Below are 19,479 nucleotides of genomic sequence, written 5' to 3'. Positions count from 1 at the left end.
AAATACGATCAAACGCTTCATCACAGCGCCGAGCTGGATGAAGATGTTTGATGTTTGATGTTTGATGTTGAATATATAAGGGCTCAAAATAAACAAATTTAGAAATTCAACTGTCCTTTACTGTCTGCTAATTATAACCTTTCAGTATTGTTACTTTTAGCTATGCCCTTGTATTGCTTGTAAAATTTGTTGGCACGGTTGGCTTTGTGATTTGGAAGCGCAATTTCTTTTAGGTTGATCTCTCGATGGCGAAGTTGAAAAAAAATATCGCAGATGGCGTTTTTTAATTTCAAAGCATTATTTTTACAACAATTATGGAAACTGACAAAAACGAAATATTCGATACGGTTGCACAACGCTTAAAAATAGAGGGTTTTAACGTTGTTAACCGCGATGAAACTCGCCCTTGGGGTGGCTTCTTTGTGCTAGATGAAGCACAGGCACAGCAATTTGCCGATACTTATTTTGATGGCCTCGACGTAGAAAGCTTGAAAATTGGCGGTAAGTTAAGTCCGAAAATTTTAATTGTTGCACCAAATACCCGTTTATCTTGGCAGTACCACCACCGCAGGGCAGAAATATGGCAGGTAGTAAGTGGTACAGTTGGTATTAAAACCAGCGAAACTGATGAAGAGGGCGAATTGAAAAGTTATGGTCCTAAAGATCAAATTAAATTACAACAGGGAGAGCGCCATCGCCTTATCGGTTTAGAAGACTGGGGTGTTGTTGCAGAGATTTGGCAACATACCGACGCTTCAAATCCATCTGATGAAAGCGATATTGTAAGAGTTCAAGACGATTTCGGTAGATAATTACATTCAATTTTTTTAAAAAAAGGCATGAAAGACGCTGGTCTCGTGCCTTTTTTACATTTTCTTGGTATCTATTTCTAAATGTACCAAGCTTACGGAAGCCTATAAAAAAAACTAAAAGGCATTAAAATCCGTTTATAGAGCATACACATTATACATGATTATTTTCATTTTCTTCCTTTGCCACTGGTTTTTATCTTTATTTAGTCAAACCTTTTTCCTGCATCGATACTCTTCTCACAAAATGTTTAAGATGGAGCCTTTTTGGGAAAAGTTTTTCTACTTAGTGCTACTGGTTTCGCAAGGGTCTTCTTTTTTAAATCCACGTGCTTACGCAATTTTGCACAGGATGCACCATGCATATAGCGATACGGCTAAAGATCCGCACTCGCCACATTTTTTTAAGGATGTTTTCGGGATGATGATTGCAACCAAAAACATGTACATGAATTACCTTCATTTTAAGATACAACCAGAGCCAGCTTTTCAGGGAAATTATCCGGAATGGCCAATAATTGATAGAATTGGCGACTCGTGGTTGTGGAGAATTGGTTGCGGTTTGTTTTATATTGGTTTTTATATCATGTTTGCCAACTATTGGTGGATGTTTTTGCTTTTGCCAATCCATTTTTTAATGGGTCCATTACATGGCGCAATCGTGAATTGGTGTGGACACAAATATGGCTATTCCAATCACGACAATGAAGACCATAGTAAAAACTCTTTGCCTTGGGATTTCCTGTTGATGGGCGAGCTGTTTCAGAACAATCACCATAAAAAACCCAACAGCCCTAATTTCGCAAGCAAATGGTGGGAGTTTGACCCTACTTACCCTGTGATGAAAGTTTTGCATTGGATGAAAATTATCAAGATCAGAAAGGTTTAGCACACCTACATGGCGAAATGTTTCTGAAATCTTTATATTTTAGCTTAGCATTGTAGCTTCCTTACAAATATTTGCGGCTAGCTGTTGCATGTTGTAAGGGATATTCTTCCTAGATTACGTGCAGCGATTTTGTATAATAAACCCGACAGGAGCGGGCATTCCGGCCTGGTGCGGGAATAAAGCGGATGGCGGGACTTTCGTGACCGATAAACACAGGAATTTGCTTTCCAAATAAATATAAGTAACGCCATGATCAATTTTCTAAGAGTTGTTTTCTCTGCCCTTTTTGTTTTTATGTGCTACAAAGTAATTGCTACTTCGCTAGAGAGTAATTTATTTGAGCAATGGGATTTTTTAGGTTCCATACCATGGATGCGGGCAACGCTATGGGATTTTTACGCCAATATATTCATCATATCTGTATGGATGTTCTATAAAGAAAAAAGCATTATTCTTAAAATCTCTATCGCAATTTTGTTCGTATGTTTAGGAAGTATTGCAACATTAGCCTACGTTTTGGTTTACTTATTTAAACTAAAAGATGGTGAAGGGATTGCAGAACTACTGTTAAAAAGATAATTTTTTGGCTGAGGTTAATCTTAGGGTCAATTGAATTATCCAGAACCTTAACCAAACAAATGGATTACGCACATTTATTTTTTATAGCCCTCATTTGCCTGATTGCCTGTTGTAGTATTATGGCCTTGGTTTGGCTTTGGGCCAAACGCATTAATAATGCAGGTGTTGTCGATGTATTTTGGGCATTAAACTTTCCTGTTATAACGGTTATTACTTTTTTCCTATCGGATGGTTTTGCCTTAAGAAAGCTTTTAATTTGTGGGATATTTCTAATCGCCGAGCTGCGTTTAGGATTACATTTATGGCAACGGGTTATTGGCCATTTAGAGGAAGAAGAAGGGCGCTACCAACAGTTAAGGAAAGAGTGGGGCATAAAAGCAGACCGAAATTTCTTCGTTTTTTTTCAGTTCCAGGCAATTTCTAATGTATTGCTCGCCTTACCATTCTTTATTATTTGCGCCAACCCCTCGCCCGTAATAGATTTAGCTGAATATTTTGGCCTAACCATTTGGCTTGTTGCTTTTGTAGGAGAAATGGTGTCTGATAGACAATTGGCCGCTTTTAAAAAAGACCCGGCAAATAAGGGAAAGGTTTGCGATACCGGTTTGTGGTATTACAGCAGGCACCCCAACTACTTCTTCGAATGGTTAACTTGGATGGCGTATTTTATTTTTGCGTTGTCTTCTCCATGGGGTGTTCTGGCAATCGTAAGTCCGGCAATAATTTTGTATTTGCTTACTAAGGTAACAGGTGTACCCAATAACGAAGAACAAAACTTGCGCAGTAAGCCAATAGCCTACAAAAAATACCAGCAAACAACAAGTGCATTTATACCATGGTTTAAGAAAAAGCCAGGCATTTAACTTTTAATATACAACCCTCTACCTTAATTATGTGGTACGATAAACTTTTAGAAAACGACAAATTGCCAGATGCAGCGTTGCGAATGGGCATTAGAAAATTATGTAAGCAACGTTTAGATGATGAAAGCCTTGGCGATGAAGAACTGCAACAGCAAAAGTTTATGCATTTGGTAAACGAGCTTAGGGAGTCGCCCATTGCGGTAAACACCGCAGAAGCCAATGAGCAACATTACGAGCTACCAACTGAATTTTTTAAATTTTGCCTCGGTAAAAACTTGAAATATAGCAGTGGCTATTGGGAAAAGGGAGTTAAGGATATAGATAAATCCGAAGATGATATGCTTGCCTTAACCTGTAAGCGAGCCGAACTAGAAGATGGCCAAAACGTGTTGGAGCTGGGTTGTGGCTGGGGGTCGCTATCGCTGTACATGGCAGCCAAATTCCCTGAAAGCAATATTACTGTGGTGTCTAACTCGGCAACACAAAAGGTTTATATTGATAATACGGCCAAAGAGCGTGGCCTACAAAATCTTACGGTGCTTACCGCAGATATGAATACGTTTACCATTGCCGATAGCTTTGATCGGATTGTATCTGTAGAGATGTTCGAGCACATGCGCAATTATAAGTTTCTTTTAAATAAGGTTGCCGGTTTCTTAAAGCCCGATGGAAAATTATTTGTGCATATTTTTACTCACAAAACCCTGGCCTACAAGTTTGAGGTAATTGATGAAACAGATTGGATGAGCAAATACTTTTTTACCGGTGGTATTATGCCTTCCAACCATTTGTTTTTTTACTTTAATGATGATTTAAAGATCCAAAAGCATTGGGTTGTAAATGGCACTAACTATGGCAAAACATCAGAAGCATGGTTAAGCAATATGGATAAACACAAAAAGGAAATCATGCCTATTTTTGAAAAAACATACGGTAAAGATCAGGCTGTGAAATGGTGGGTGTACTGGCGTTTATTTTACATGTCTTGCGCAGAATTATTTAATTACAATGACGGTAATGAATGGATGGTGTGCCATTACTTGTTCGAAAAAACAACACAAGGATAATAGCAGGTTCATAAATTAAACATATCTGAAATAAAAGAAATGCAAAAGCTTGCCATTATTGGTTCTGGAATAGCGGGTATGGGCTGCGCCCACAAACTGCAGAATAAGTATGATATAACCCTTTTTGAACAGGATAATTATGTTGGAGGCCATACTAACACCGTTACTTTGCAAGAAGATGGAGAGCCCATTTACCTGGATAGTGGCTTTATGGTTTTTAATTACCAAACCTATCCAAACTTGACGGAAATGTTTGCCGAGATTGAGGCGCCTGTGATGAAAACAGATATGTCTTTTAGTGTGCAGTTTTTGCCTAAGCAACTGGAATATAGTGGCTCTAGCTTGAACCATCTTTTCGCACAGCGCAAAAACCTTTTTAATCTTTCTTACTTAAAGATGTTGATGCAAATTAATCGTTTTAACAAAGAAAGTGTAAAAATATTAGATGAGCCTGCTTATCAGCATTATACCGTTGGCGAATTCTTCAAAGAATTTAAATACAGCGATGAAATGCTCTGGCAATATTTGGTTCCTATGAGTGCTGCGGTATGGAGTGCGCCGATGGAACAAATTTTAGATTTCCCTGCTGTTACCTTAATTAGGTTCTTTAAAAACCATGGGTTTTTGGGTTTAGATACCCAACATCAATGGTTTACGCTGCAAAATGGTAGTCAGGCTTACCGCGAAAAATTGATTGCCCCTTTTAGAGATCGAATTAAAATAAATAATAAAATCGTTTCCGTTACCCGATTGGAAAATGGCAAAGTTGCAGTAAAAAACGCCTCAGGAGAAATACTCGAATTTGATAAAGTAATTATGGCCAGCCATGCCGACCAAACTTTTGAAATGCTAACTGATAAAAGCGATTTGGAGATTGAGCTGCTCTCTAAATTTAAATACCAGCTTAATAAAGCAGTTGTGCATACTGATGAAAACCAAATGCCAAAAGCTAAATTGGCCTGGAGCAGCTGGAATTATCGCGTAGAAAAGCAAGGAGAAAAATTGTTGCCAAGTACCATTTATTGGATGAATAGTTTACAGGGTGTTTCTAAAAAAACAAACTACTTCGTGTCTATTAATCCCACAGCAAGTTTAAACCCAGCCAAAATTATCAAGGAAATAGATTACCATCATCCTTTGTTTGATGTACCTGCTATGCAGGCGCAAGATCGGTTGCAAGCGCTTAATCAAAATGGCCCAGTGTATTTTTGTGGCAGTTATTTCAAATATGGCTTCCATGAAGATGCTTATAAAAGTGCTGTCGATCTATGCAAAGGGCTCTAACTTATCCATTTCGTTTTCATCTGCCTAAGGATAAAAATATTTTATAAATTGTTAGCACAATGCCCGATCAATCAGCCATATATACCGCCAAAGTAATGCATCACCGCTTAGCACCAAAAAAGCATTCTTTCTGGTATAACGTGTATATGTTTTATATTGATTTGGATGAGATTGATGATTTGGCGAAAAGGCTTCGTTGGTTTAGCAGGAATAGGTTTAACCTGTTTTCTTTTCGTGATGCTGAACACTTGCAGCTACCAAAAGATCATCCCAACCAAACAAAGAATGTTCGGCAACACTTGGAAATTTACTTGAAAGAAAATGGTGTTGATGGGGCTAACCTGAGAATTAAGTTGCTTACGAATCTTAACGTATTGGGCTATAATTTCAATCCCGTTTCTTTTTATTTTTGTTTTGATCAGCAAGATCAGCCAGTGTGTTGTGTGGCAGAGATAAGCAACACTTACCGGGAAATGAAACTTTTTTTCTTTGGAAAAGATGCGCTTTACGGAGAAACCTTCGAAAAAGTTACAACTAAATATTTTTATGTATCTCCGTTTATTGATCATGACGACAAGTTTGATTTCCATTTAAAAATTCCTCAGCAAAAACTCGATATCAGGATTGATGATATTGATAAAAGTGGCAATAAGTTTTTTACAAGCACTTTAAAAGGGGATAGAAAGTTGATCAGCGATGCAGCATTAATCAAAAGTTTTTTATCCATTCCCCTTATTCCCTTACAGGTTATGGGAATGATTCATTGGCAAGCTTTCAGATTATGGTTAAAAAAACTACCTTTTCATCCAAAAGCTAAAAACCCTGAGCTACAACGCAACGTATATAAACCGTATAAACCACAAACAAAATAGAATTAAAGATTATGAGTACGCTTGTCGCCACTAAAACACATTCCAGTTTCTTCGAAAGGGTTGTGCTAAATGCACTCTCAAAAATGACACTGGGGAAATTGGAATTAACCTTGCCAAATGGTGAGAGTTTAACTTTCGGTAATGGCGAAATCAATATTTCGGCAAACATTCAAGTCAATCATCCCGATTTTTTTAAATCAATTGCTTTATATGGAGACATTGGCTTTGGGGAGGGGTATACCAGTCGACTATGGGACACCACCAACATTACTAATGTAATTAAATGGGTATTGTTAAATATTGATAATGCCCCATCGGTAACTGGAAGCCGGGTAAAATCGTTGGCTTTAAATTTATTGAAATTTACAAACAAGTTAACGCATGTACGCAGGGCAAATACACTAGCCGGGTCTCAGAAAAATATTGCCGAACATTACGATTTGAATAACGACTTTTTTGCGACTTTCCTGGATAAAACCATGACTTATTCTAGTGGTTATTTTACAGATGATACCGTAAGCTTAGAAGAATCGCAATATGCCAAGTACGATAGACTTGCCAGACAGTTGAAGGTAAAACCAACAGATCATGTGCTTGAAATAGGAAGTGGTTGGGGTGGAAACGCTATTTTTCTGGCAAAAAATTACGGTTGTAAAGTTACTTCAGTTACCATATCTAAGGAGCAGCAAAAGCTAGCTCAAGAGCGGGTAACTGCAGAGGGGCTGAATGATCGTGTTTCCATTATTATCCAGGATTACCGCAATATTGATGGAAAGTTCGATAAAATTGTTTCGATAGAAATGCTGGAAGCAGTGGGGCATCAATATTTGGAAACTTATTTTAAGAAATGTCAGTCGCTCCTTAAACCCGATGGGATTTTTGCATTTCAAGTGATTACTTCGCCAGATAGCAGGTACGATCAATTGCGGAACGGGGTAGACTGGATTCAGAAACACATTTTCCCAGGGTCACTTCTGCCATCAGTAGCTGCAATAAATAACGCCGTTAATAACACAGGCGATTTAACCATGGTAGATTTAAAAGATATGGGACTTGACTATGCCAAAACTTTACATCTTTGGTTCGTTGCGTTTAATAAGCATCTCGACCAAGTAAAAGCATTGGGTTTCGATGAGACTTTTATAAGAAAGTGGAATTACTATCTAAATTACTGTGAAGCGGCTTTTGCAATGAGAAATATCAATGTAATGCAAATGGTATATACCCGTCCAAATAATACGAACAGGTAAAGGCGTAGTGCTCAAGCTTAATTTTACTTAACATTAAAACATCTACTAATTGGATGATAAGATGAATCTTATCATCTTTTTTTTTGAACAGGTTTTTTAAGGTACACCCCATGTGCCCTAAACAACTTAACTGATCGTTTATTATTTACGATAAAAAATCGCACCTTTGCGCACTAAATTAACGGGTCTGCCAGAAAAATCTATCTTACTGCAATGTAACAAATTGCAATTTGCGCAGACTAATAACCAAAGACTAACAAATTAACATGAAACAAATTTTACTCTCGGTCCTCCTTCTAGGTACGTTCATCAACGCCAATGCTCAATTTCCTACTGGCGCTTTTGGGGGGGGTGCGAAAAAACCAACTGTTTTCGGTCGAATTACAGCTACAATTTTAGATTCTGCAAGTAAGCAACCTATTGATTACGCAACGATATCATTAATCAACATTAAAGACAACAAATCGGTAAATGGTGGCGTTACCGACCCAAAAGGAAAGTTCACTTTACAGAATGTGGCTCCGAATTCATACAAATTAATGATTGGATTTATGGGTTATAAAACTAAATCTGTAAGCATAACTACCACACCAGAAAAGCCAGATCAAAATCTAGGAACGCTCTACATTTCATCAACACAAAACAATCTGGCTGATGTGCAGGTGCAGGGAACAAAAGCCATAATCGAAAATAAAGTAGATAGGATGGTTTACAATGCAGAAGCTGATGGAACCAATGCCGGTGGCGATGCAACTGATGTAATGCGTAAAGTGCCCATGCTTTCCGTAGATCAGAATGGTGATGTACAACTACGTGGTGCAGCGGTAAGGGTTTTAATTAATGGGAAACCATCAGGCACCATGGCCGCCAGTGTTTCTGATGCATTGAAAATGATTCCTGCAGAGCAAATTAAAAGCGTGGAAGTGATTACCAGCCCGTCTGCTAAATATGATGCTGAGGGTTCTGGAGGTATTATCAATATCATTACTAAAAAATCTAATGCGCAAGGCGTAAGTGGAAGCATTAACGCATCTGCTGGTACACGTCAAAACAATGGTGCTTTTAACTTAACTGCAAAAACTGGTCGATTAAGTGTGAATACCGCCATCGGCAGCAATTATGCGTATGCGCAAGATTCAGAAACATCATTCGTAACAAATACCGTTTTGAATACTGGCGGCACCAATAGCGTAATACAGTCTGGTGTATCCAAGTGGAGCAGAAATGGTTTAAATGGTAGCTTAGGCTTAGACTACGATTTTAATGCATACAACAACATTAGTACTAACGTAAAGTTCAACAGATTCTCAAATGGCGGCCCTGGTTCTGGCAACTATATAATTAACGGTTTGCCTGCTATCAACGTAAGCAATATGGATATGACCCGTAACAATATGGATTGGAACGTGGATTACAAAAAGACCAGCAAAAAAGAAGGAGAAGAGTTTAGCGTTTCGGCACAAGTGTCTACTGGCAGAACGCCTACAAGTTTCAGCAACTTCCTTACGCCTGCTGGCGCCGCTACGGGTGTTTTAACCCAAAGCAGTAACACAGCAAAAAATAACGAATACACTGGCCAAACCGATTACACCTATCCATTTTCTAAGAATACCATTCTAGAAATTGGAGCTAAAGGTATTTTGCGCAATGTAAAAAGCCAGTTTGGTGCTTCTGAAAGAGACTTCGATTACAGCCAGGATGTGGCTGCTGCTTACGGCGTACTAAGTTTTGACATCACCAAAAAAATAAAATTCAAAGGTGGTGTTAGGGCCGAGTATACAGCGATCTCTTTTAACACTTCTACAAGCGGATTGGAAAAAAACGATTACTTTAACTTGTTTCCAAGCGTAATCTTATCACAAACATTAAAAAAAGGTGCAACCCTGAAATTCAGCTATAATAGACGTGTTCAACGCCCTTCAGAAAACTTTTTAAATCCTTTTAGAAATGAGAGTGATCAGTTTAACATTCTTCAGGGTAACCCGCAATTGGCACCAGAATTAAGCAATAATTTAGAATTAGGTTATTCTACCTTTATTAAAGGATCTGTTATAAATGCCTCTGTTTTTTATCGTTCAACAACTGGTATTATAGAAAGTTCAATATCGCCCTTGAGAGAAAATGGCGTTAACAAAGTGCTGTCGTCTTATATCAATGTAGGTACGTCTACCACTTATGGCTTGAATATTTTTGGATCTTATAACCCAAAACCAAAATGGACCTTAATGAGCAACCTTGCAGCAAACACCTATGAAGTAACTAACAGCTCAACAGATATTAGTACTGGCACCTTTTTAAATTACAGTTTATTCGGTCGCTCAGCTTATGGCTTCGGTAAAGGATATAACTTCGAGCTCTTCGGTGTAGCTACTTCGCCACGAAGAACCTACCAGGGTAAAACCGATGCCTTGTATTTTTATGGCGCATCCATCAAAAAGGAAATTCTCAAGAAAAAAGGAAGTATTGGTTTAAATACGCTAAACCCGTTCACAAAGAACTTGCATATAAAAACAGAAAACAATTCAGTTACAGCACAAGGAAATGTTTTCCAAAGTGCAAATATCTACTATCCGCTTCGCTCGTTCGGAATTAACTTTAGCTACAGCTTTGGTAAATTAAAATTTACAGAGAAGAGCAAAATTAAGAACGACGATATTAAACAAGACCAGCAACAAGGTGGTAGTGGAGGCATGGGGGGAATGCAGCAATAAGAACCGTTCAAAATAGTTTATATGAAAGCCTTCAGTTCACATTGAAGGCTTTTTTTGTTAATAAACCCAAAGATATAGTCAAAAACTGTAGCCATTTCGTGACATTGTTTTTTTTAAGGATAATAATTCCCGTATTTATCACGATAATGCAGCTTTGTGTAGATTTTTCCATGATTTTAACCAGATAAATTTCAGCTTTGTGCTTTTTCTATCTTAAAGTTTGAGTGTTACTACAAGATTTTATGGGTAAAAAGCATATATTGCAGTAAACTAATTCCTTAACCTAAACGATAGAGATATGAGAAAAATTTTTACATTACTCTTTTTTCTGTGTGTTTTAACCGGGCTTTCTGTAGTGGCTCAGGTAAAGACTATAACAGGAAGAATCACTTCAGATGACGGAGGTCCATTACCAGGGGCAACGATTAAATTAAAAGGTACAAATACCGGAGCCTCGACCGATGGGAATGGTAACTTTTCTCTCCAGGTTCCTTCATCCAATTCAATTTTAGTTGTGAGTTTAATTGGATACAAAACACAAGAAATTATCGTTGGGAACAGAACCACGTTGAGCGTAAATCTGATTACTGATTCTCAACAGCTGGAAGAGGTCACCGTCTCTACCGGATTGGGCATTAACAGGCAGGCAAGATCGCTTGGTTATGCTGCCCAACAGGTAAATAGCGAGGATTTAAATTTTAATAAGCAACCCAACTTAATCAATGCACTTCAAGGGAAAGTTGCCGGCGCAACAATTTCCAGCATGGGTGGTGGTCCGGGTCAGGGTGCTAATATAAGAATTCGTGGGGTAAACTCAATTGACCCGAGCATCCCAAGCGATCCGCTTTATGTAATTGATGGTGTACAGATTGACAACTCAACATCTACATTGGGTGCTAATCCTGGCGGAACTGCGTATGGTGCCAGAGGAGTTAGTAACCGAGCTTCAGACATTAATCCAGAGGATATTGAAACTATTAACATTTTAAAAGGTGGTGCTGCAACCGCCTTGTATGGATTAAGAGGTGTTAATGGTGTGGTAGTAATAACAACCAAGAAAGGTAAAGCAGGTGGCTTAAACATCAACTTTAGCAGTAGTTTTGGAGTAGATGAGGTTTTAAAAAAGCCTGCCGTACAAACAGAATATACACAAGGGGTTTTAGGGGTTTATGCAAACCCACCTAGTGGAATCGGACCAGCCTGGGGACCAACCATTGCCGAAGCTAAGTTACTAGATCCAACTCATCCAGATCAACTTTATGATAACTACGATCGTGCCTTTGGAACTGGCCAGCAGGTTAAGAATTCGGTGTCTGTTGCTGGCGGCAGTGAGGTCGTAAAATTTTTCTCTTCGGTTTCGCAGTTTTATCAGAAAGGTATGATGCCAAATACCGATTACAAAAACTTAGCGGCAAGGTTGAATACAGATGTTACCATTAGCCCAAAGTTAAAGGCTTCAGTAAACATGAACTTTAGCAATTCGGGTGGCTACACCTACAGTGCCGATAGATTTGGAGAAAGTTTGGCATATTGGTCGCCGCGTTATGATGTTGCCGATTACATAAATGAAAATGGGACGCAAAAGTATATTGGAACCAACAACCCAATCTGGGGAACATTAACCAATCAATTAAAAGGCGATGTTAATCGCTTTATTGGCGGTGCGGCACTAACCTACGAACCCACCAAGTGGTTAAATTTTTCTTATAGATTTGGATTAGATACTTACAACGATAACAGGGTAAGAACTGCACCTGGCCCAATGGGCATTGCAGGGGAACAGGTTTATGATAATGACCAGGGATTCTATGGTGAATACAATTCAAAGTTTAGGAGCTTAAACGGAACTTTTATTGCGACGCTAACTAGTAAAATATTTCCAGACCTGAATGCAACATTAAGATTGGGGCAAGAAACTTACGATGGCAGAACAAAAAACATTGGTACCCTGGGTAGTCAGCTAAGTATTTATAACTTTTTTAATTTAGCTAACTCGAAAGTTGTTTCAGTGTCTCAATCCATCATTCAAAAAAGACTGGTAGGTTATTTTGGAGAGGCAACCTTCGATTATAAAAACTACCTGTTTTTAACGTTGACAGGGAGAAACGATATCACTTCTACTTTATCTAAAGAAAACCGTTCTTTCTTTTATCCATCAGCAAGTATTAGCTATGTTTTTTCAGATCAATTTAAACTTCCCGAAGTAATTAGCCAGGCTAAATTGAGATTATCCTATGCTAAACTCGGTAAAGATGCACCAACTTACGCAGGAACTTCCTCTGGATTTGGAACCTATGGAGGTTTGCCTACCGGAACAACTGGTTTAACGTTGGCTTCTAACCTCGGTAACCCAAACCTTCGCCCAGAATTTACCAATACTTATGAAACTGGCTTGGAGATGTCTTTCTTCAAGGGCCGTTTAGGGTTTGATTTTACTTATTACTACTCATTAAGTAAAGATCAGATTATCCAGGCTCAAATTACATCGGCTACCGGATACGTTACCACTTCAATAAATGCTGGAAACATCCGTAACCGAGGTGTTGAGCTAGTGATAAATGCGAAGCCGATTGACAATAAGGATTTTAAATGGGGGGTTAATTTGAATGTATCTGCTAACAGGAATAAAATTCTCTACCTGCCAACAGATATTATCTACGGTGCAGCAAGGGGTTATGGAAATGCTGGGGTAACGATGAAGTTGGTTCAGGGTGAATCATTCGGCAATATCTATGGCTCATTTTTTAATCGATACACAGGTGGTCAGCCGCTAGATCCTAATTTCTTAGATAAAAACTTGCCCCTTCTGATTAGTGCAGATGGTTTCCCGAGTATTTCGGGTGGTACACAAAGAATTTTAGGTAATTCGCAGCCAGATTATGTGGTTGGAATGAGCAATAATTTCAGTTATAAAAGATTTAGTCTGAATGTGCTATTCGATGCCCGTCTAGGGTTTGAGAAATACAACTGGTTAGAAGATTTTTATTCGGCTTTTGGTTTGCCTGATTACACTGCCGATAGGCGGTCATTCAAAACTTTCGAGGGTTTCCTTGCCAACGGTACACCAAATACCAAACAAGTTTGGCTAGGTCAACGTTTTGGTCCAGACGGAGTTGATTATGGTGAAGGATATTACCGTAGGTTTTATAGAAACGTGTCAGAACCGTTTGTAACAGATGCTTCTTGGGTACGCTTGCGCTCTGCAAGTTTAAGCTATGCCTTGCCAACAAACTGGTTGCCTAAAAAGGCCATCAGATCCGCCTCGGTTGCAGTTACGGGAAATAACCTGTGGCTTTGGACAAAATATTACGGTGTAGATCCAGAATCAAGTTCGTATGATGCAGGCAGTAATAATGACGGGTCTGCTGGATTTACCTATCCTACAGCCCGCACAATTTTGTTTTCACTAAACGTTGGTTTTTAATTTGATGATGATGAAAAAGATTTTAAAATATACCATGTTGTCAGCGTTGATGGCAAGCGTAACTTTTCAAAGTTGTAAAGACAGTTATTTTGATGACGTTGCGAAAAACCCAAACCAGGTAACTACGCCCACGTTGGCTTCATTACTCGCTACCTCTACGAGTAAAGCAGGCGTTAATAACTATAATGTTGCAAGCACAATAGTTCCGTACGTTCAATACACTGCAAATCCAGCTGCTGCGGGAGCTGGCGATACTTATCAGTCTATTGATTTCAGTGGAACCTGGGATGCCCTGTATTTCGCCATGGCCGATGCTAATGAAATGAAAAAAATGGCAGTTACTCAAGGCTCGAGTGAATACAAAGGCGTTGCCGATGTACTTATAGCCTATAACTTAATTATGGTGAATGATTTATGGGGCGCTGCACCATTTTCTGAAGCATTTAATACCTCCGTTTTTTTTCCAAAGTACGATTCTGCCCAAGAAGTGTATAACCAAACTATGGCGCTGGTAGATGAAGCAATTGTTGAACTTTCAAAAACCAATGCTACAGTTAAACTTGCTGCAACCAGCGATTTAATTTACGGAACAACTGGTGCCAACGAACGGGCAAACTGGCTAAAATTTGCCTATGCCTTAAAAGCACGTTTGCTAAATAAGGTGAGCAAAACAAGCACTTACAACCCAGCCAATGTTTTAACGGCAGTTAGCAACTCCTTTGCATCAAATGCTGAAGATGCTCAAATGGCTACTTTCAGCATTAGAAACTTTTGGGCAAGTGTGGCAATCAGTAATGCATCTCAATCATTAGGTGGCTGGCTTTCCGAACAATTGATTGATCATTTAAATGGAACTACTTACGGGCTTCTTGATCCTAGAATTGCTAAAATAACAGATAAAACCATCAATAATGTTTATATAGGAACAGTTAATGGGGCCGGAAACAGGCTTCCTGGCGCTAACACCGTTAAAGATGAATCTTATATATCCGTAAATTCTACCTGGACCGCCCCAACTTCTCCAATTTTTATAGCAACCTATGCGGAGATGAAATTTATAGAGGCCGAAGCTGCATTCGCAACAGATAAAACCCGTTCTTATAATGCCTATTTAGCAGCCATCTCTGCTAATATGGATAAATTTCAGGTTGCTGCTGCAGACAAAGCTGCTTACCTTGCAGACCCACGTGTATCAGTTGGCGCTACGGCTCTTACCAAAGACCTTATTTTTAAAGAAAAGTATGTAGCCACATATCTAAATCCCGAAGCTTGGAATGATGCCCGTCGCTACGATTATAAATACAAAGACTTTACACTTCCGGTGAACGCTACATTACCAGATTTTATTCGTAGAAATGATTATCCGCAAGGAGAGAGAAGTAAAAATGGGTCGAACGTTCCTGCTGAAGTACCAAGAACTACCAAGTTGTGGTGGGATCAATAACCCGCAATTAACCAATTACCTAACAGCCCTTTCCAAATTTATGGTAAGGGCTTTTTTCAGATTAACTTGCAAACTTAAGCAATGAAAAAGGCGCTATTTATATTTTTGTTGTTCTCATCACTAAGCCCGGCTATTGGGCAATCATTTTCAATAAAGTCAGTTTTAAGTTATCCTTTTCCAACTCAATTGGTAGCATCCCCAACTGATGGGAAAATTGCCTGGGCTTGTAATGAGCAAGGTAAAAGAAATATTTATGTTGCCGAAGCTCCAGATTATTCAGCAAAAAAGGTTACTAGTTTTAGTGATGATGATGGCCAGGAACTCACCAGTTTATCTATTTCTGCCGATGGAAAGTGGGTAGTTTTTGTGAGGGGAGGAGATCATGGCGGTAGAGACGGCGGACCTGTAAATGCTAACTCTTCGCCAGTAGCCCCTAAAATGCAAGTGTTTGCACAACCTTATATCGGTGGGGAAATGATTGCTTTGGGCGAAGGAGACCAACCAGTTATTTCGCCTGATAGTAAAACAGTGATTTTTGCTACCTCAGGACAAATTAAATCGGTGCCCATTGACGGTTCATCGACCGCTAAAAACCTATTCTACGCAAAAGGCATAAATTCAGCATATAAGTATTCACCAGATGGAAAAAAAATAGCTTTTGTTTGTAACCGAACAGACCACTCATACATTGGAATTTATTCTGATCAGGTAACGCCAATTCAATGGCTAATGCCTGCATTTTCTAAAGATAGTGCTCCGGTATGGTCTCCGGATAATGAAGAGATTGCTTTCGTTCGTATGCAAGGTAGTGGTGGCGAAGCCGATTCAATTCTCGCTAAGAAACATCAGCCCTGGGCAATTTTGACGGTAAATGTAGCCTCTGGCATGGGCAAGCAAATCTGGAAGGCACCTGAAACCCTGCGAGGATCGTATCCTTCTATTGAGGGGGGCGCAAACTTGGCGTGGGCAAATGGTAAAATTATTTTTACTTCTTATGAAGACGGATGGCCACACTTATATGCCATGGATAGCGACGGGTCTAAACGTATGTTGCTCACCCCCGGCAATTTCGCAGTAGAGAATATTAAACTGAGTAACGATAAAAAAACATTAATTTTTGCAGCAAATGCGGGCAAGGATTTAGCAGATGTAGACCGAAGACATATTTACAAAGTAGCTGTTGACAATGGAAACATGCAGGCGCTAACTAGTGGCAATGGAATCGAAGCTTTTCCGGTTATGGCAAATAATGATAATGATCTATTTTGCTTGAGCGCTACTGCCCAACGCCCATTACTACCGGCAAAAATAGCTTCAAAGACCATAAAGCTAATAGGAGAAACACTGATGCCAAAGGAATTTCCGATGGAACAGCTTGTTGCCCCTAAACATGTTCGTTTTAAAGCCGCAGATGGACAGCAGGTTTATGGTCAGCTATTCGAACCGCTAAAAAAGACTAAAAATAGCCCGGCAATTGTGTATGTACATGGTGGCCCACAAAGGCAAATGTACCTGGGCTGGAGTACCATGGACTACTATTCCATCGATTATGCCTTGAATCAATATCTGGTAAGCATGGGCTTCACCGTTTTGTCTGTAAATTATCGGTTGGGGCTTGGTTATGGCTACGATTTTCATAAACCTTTAAAAGCCGGGGCACAGGGGGCTTCTGAATACCTGGATGTTAAAGCCGCAGGAGAATGGTTGGCCTCTCAGCCAAATATCGATCGAAATAGGATTGGAATCTATGGCGGCTCCTATGGTGGCTATTTAACAGCATTGGCTCTTGGAAGGAATTCCAAATTATTTGCTGCAGGCGTAGATATTCATGGTGTAAATAACCGCTTCAGTTCCGTACCAGACGCAAAGGCACCCGATGCCGAATTGGCCGCCCATATTGCTGAAACTTCATCTCCTATTTATTATCTTAAAACTTGGACCTCGCCAACATTACTTATCCATGCAGACGATGATCGAAATGTAGCATTTAACCAGACCGTTGACTTGGCCAAACGATTTGAAGATAAAAAGTTCGACTTTGAATTTTTAGCGATTCCAGATGATACGCACCACTGGATGAAATTTTCTAATGCCGTAAAGGTAAGTGAAGCTACTGCAGATTTTTTAAAAAGAAAATTGATGAAGAACTAGCTTTTCTTAATTTCCTTTAAGATCATTAAGCTTAAAGCATTAAAATTATAGCCGCTAATATTATTTTGTAGCATCACAACAGATTGATCATAAAAGAGTGGTACAACTGGGGAATAATCCATTACCATCTGATCCATTTTTCGATACAGCTGAAAGCGTTTTTCACTGTCAGTTTCGTAATAACTTTGCTCAAAAAGCCGGTCAAATTCCTTGTTGTAAAATGCAAAGTAATTTGGTCCGTTGGGTACTTTGTTTTTCGAATAAAACATCGAAAGAAAGTTTTCTCCATCTGCATAATCGGCAAGCCATGATCCACGGAAAAAATTTACGCTGTTTTTCGACATTAAATCTCTCAGACTGGCACTTGGGCTTACATCAATTTTTACCTTAATACCGATATTCGTAAGCTCTCCCTGGATAAACTCTATCAAGTCTTTGTAGGTGGTGGTTGTATTCAAAGTAATTTCTGGTAAACCTTTACCCTGTGGGTAACCTGCCTCTACAAGTAGCTTTTCTGATAACTTAGGGTTGTATGCGTAGCCACGAACAGCCACACTATCGAACCCAGGCATGCCCTTGGGCACAAAACCAGAAGTGGCTGCAATCCCTATTCCATTTCTCAAATACCTAATCAGCTTATCTCTATCAATGGCGTAATTAATTGCCTGTCGGATTTTCTTTATTTTTAGTGGCGATTTTTTTACCAATGCTAAATTCGTATCTACCAAAATACCTACATATTCGGTGCACAAATAGGGGCTTTTGGTCAACTTAAATTTCGATTTATACTTAGAAACCATCTTACCGCTTTTGGTCAAAATATCATCGCGGTAGCTTCCATCTACATTATAATAAAAATCCAAGTCTTTCTTCAAAAAACTCATAAAGCCACTCTGCTTGTCGGTAATAAATGTTGCTTTCACCGCATCCAGATACGGCAATTTTGTACCATCCTTATCCTGTTCCCAATAGTTTTCATTTTTAAGTAATACCAAGATCTCACCTTCTTTCCAGTACTTAAACTTAAAAGGACCAGTACCAACAGGGTGACTTCTAAAATCTTTTCCATAGTGCTCAACAACTTCTTTCGGTACAACAGAGCAATATTGTGTTGTCAGGAGATTGAGGAAAGGGGGGAAGGGTTTAGCAAGCTTAATTTGAAAGGTAGAGTCATTTAGTACGATGAAACTATGCTCGTCTTTCACTTTATCGCTAAAGATCCACCCACCAGAGGAGGCAACTTTCGGATCAATTAGCCTGTAAAAACTATAGGCGAAATCACTGGCTACCACTTTCCTGCCCTTGCCATTTTCGAAAATGGGGTCATCGTGGAAATAAACGTCATTGCGAAGGTTGAAAGTGTATGTTAGTGCGTCTGAAGATACCTGCCATTTCTTCGCGATGCAGGCAACCGCCTGTAAATTTGAATCAACCTGTAGCAGTCCGTTAAAAATCTGGTTAGTCATCCAAATTGCGTTCTGGTTACGGGCAAAGGCCGGATCCATTGAAGTTAAACCCTGATCTAAATTGATATTGAAGGTTTTTTTGTTGCCGTCATCAGTAACTCCCTTGCAGGAAGCCAAAAGAATGATACAAAAAATCCAAAATTTATCTCTAAATGAAGCTTGCATGCAATAAGGATTGTTATTTTTGCACAAATTAATAAATTTAATGCAGATGTCTTTTTTAAACGATTTATTTATCTCAGCTGAAGCTACAAATGTAGAGGATTTGCAAGAACGCCTGGATATTGTTACGCATAAGATTAAATTTATGGATAAAGTACCTGTTGCTTTATTGAATGTGAACAATAATGTAAGCTACAATCTTAACGAGGAGATTTCACTGGCTGGTGGAATGGTTGAATCGGATATCATGAGTGCTGTTTTTATTATCTACTATGAGCCTGGTAAAACGTTAACTGATTTGATGAGGGAAGTGCCTGCTGTTTTAAACCCCGATTGGCAGGCAGTAAATAATAACCGAATTATTTTATTGAATGATGATATAACCCGCGAAAGAACTGCAGAGAATGCGGTTGCTTTGGTTGAAGATCTGGCCGAAATGCTGCATCCCGGTTCCTTTATTTTCGGTCACGAGGGTGATAAATGGATTAGATTTGGAGCTTAGAACGTG

General features: G+C 39.1%; 14 protein-coding genes. 13 read left to right on the top strand and 1 reads right to left on the bottom strand.

Annotated elements, in window-relative coordinates:
• The first annotated feature begins 314 nt into the window (after nt 1-314).
• The 12 genes from OQ268_RS00715 to OQ268_RS00660 all read left to right on the top strand — a co-directional run bounded on the left by OQ268_RS00715 (nt 315) and on the right by OQ268_RS00660 (nt 17,343).
• Nucleotides 315-812, top strand: a complete 498-nt coding sequence (locus tag OQ268_RS00715) for a cupin domain-containing protein (RefSeq protein ID WP_265854142.1) — start codon at nt 315-317, stop codon at nt 810-812.
• 157 nt (nt 813-969) lie between these two features.
• Entirely contained in the window at nt 970-1,698 is a 729-nt protein-coding gene (locus OQ268_RS00710) for an acyl-CoA desaturase (protein ID WP_265854141.1), read from the top strand.
• Between the two features lie 249 nt (nt 1,699-1,947).
• On the top strand, nt 1,948-2,277 hold the full coding sequence (locus OQ268_RS00705) for a DUF1475 family protein (RefSeq protein WP_265854140.1): 330 nt from the start codon (nt 1,948-1,950) through the stop codon (nt 2,275-2,277).
• Nucleotides 2,278-2,336: 59 nt separating this feature from the next.
• A complete protein-coding gene (locus OQ268_RS00700; RefSeq protein ID WP_265854139.1) occupies nt 2,337-3,140 on the top strand; it encodes a DUF1295 domain-containing protein in 804 nt (267 codons plus the stop codon).
• A gap of 29 nt (nt 3,141-3,169) precedes the next feature.
• Nucleotides 3,170-4,207 (top strand): SAM-dependent methyltransferase, encoded by a 1,038-nt coding sequence (locus OQ268_RS00695; RefSeq protein WP_265854138.1) that lies wholly within the window; start codon nt 3,170-3,172, stop codon nt 4,205-4,207.
• A 39-nt stretch (nt 4,208-4,246) separates the two neighbouring features.
• On the top strand, nt 4,247-5,491 hold the full coding sequence (locus OQ268_RS00690; protein ID WP_265854137.1) for an NAD(P)/FAD-dependent oxidoreductase: 1,245 nt from the start codon (nt 4,247-4,249) through the stop codon (nt 5,489-5,491).
• 59 nt (nt 5,492-5,550) lie between these two features.
• Complete coding sequence (locus OQ268_RS00685; protein ID WP_265854136.1) at nt 5,551-6,363, top strand: DUF1365 domain-containing protein; 813 nt, start codon at nt 5,551-5,553, stop codon at nt 6,361-6,363.
• Nucleotides 6,364-6,374: 11 nt separating this feature from the next.
• The gene (locus OQ268_RS00680; RefSeq protein WP_265854135.1) at nt 6,375-7,613 is read left to right on the top strand and encodes an SAM-dependent methyltransferase; all 1,239 of its coding nucleotides are present in this window, start codon (nt 6,375-6,377) and stop codon (nt 7,611-7,613) included.
• Nucleotides 7,614-7,879: 266 nt separating this feature from the next.
• On the top strand, nt 7,880-10,324 hold the full coding sequence (locus OQ268_RS00675) for a TonB-dependent receptor domain-containing protein (RefSeq protein WP_265854134.1): 2,445 nt from the start codon (nt 7,880-7,882) through the stop codon (nt 10,322-10,324).
• A 298-nt stretch (nt 10,325-10,622) separates the two neighbouring features.
• Entirely contained in the window at nt 10,623-13,748 is a 3,126-nt protein-coding gene (locus OQ268_RS00670; RefSeq protein ID WP_265854133.1) for a SusC/RagA family TonB-linked outer membrane protein, read from the top strand.
• Nucleotides 13,749-13,758: 10 nt separating this feature from the next.
• The gene (locus OQ268_RS00665; RefSeq protein ID WP_265854132.1) at nt 13,759-15,192 is read left to right on the top strand and encodes a SusD/RagB family nutrient-binding outer membrane lipoprotein; all 1,434 of its coding nucleotides are present in this window, start codon (nt 13,759-13,761) and stop codon (nt 15,190-15,192) included.
• A gap of 81 nt (nt 15,193-15,273) precedes the next feature.
• Complete coding sequence (locus OQ268_RS00660; protein WP_265854131.1) at nt 15,274-17,343, top strand: S9 family peptidase; 2,070 nt, start codon at nt 15,274-15,276, stop codon at nt 17,341-17,343.
• Here OQ268_RS00660 and OQ268_RS00655 read toward each other — a convergent pair.
• The gene (locus OQ268_RS00655) at nt 17,340-18,974 is read right to left on the bottom strand and encodes an ABC transporter substrate-binding protein (RefSeq protein ID WP_265854130.1); all 1,635 of its coding nucleotides are present in this window, start codon (nt 18,972-18,974) and stop codon (nt 17,340-17,342) included. The genes OQ268_RS00660 and OQ268_RS00655 overlap by 4 nt on opposite strands.
• Nucleotides 18,975-19,020: 46 nt before the next feature.
• On the opposite strand from OQ268_RS00655, the gene OQ268_RS00650 reads away from it, so the two are divergent.
• Nucleotides 19,021-19,473: a substrate-binding domain-containing protein gene (locus OQ268_RS00650; protein WP_265854129.1), complete on the top strand. Its 453-nt coding sequence runs from the start codon at nt 19,021-19,023 to the stop codon at nt 19,471-19,473.
• Nucleotides 19,474-19,479: the final 6 nt, after the last annotated feature.

Source organism: Pedobacter sandarakinus, from assembly GCF_026240095.1.
GTDB classification, from domain to species: Bacteria; Bacteroidota; Bacteroidia; order Sphingobacteriales; family Sphingobacteriaceae; genus Pedobacter; species Pedobacter sandarakinus.
This window is presented reverse-complemented; position numbering and strand designations above follow the sequence as displayed.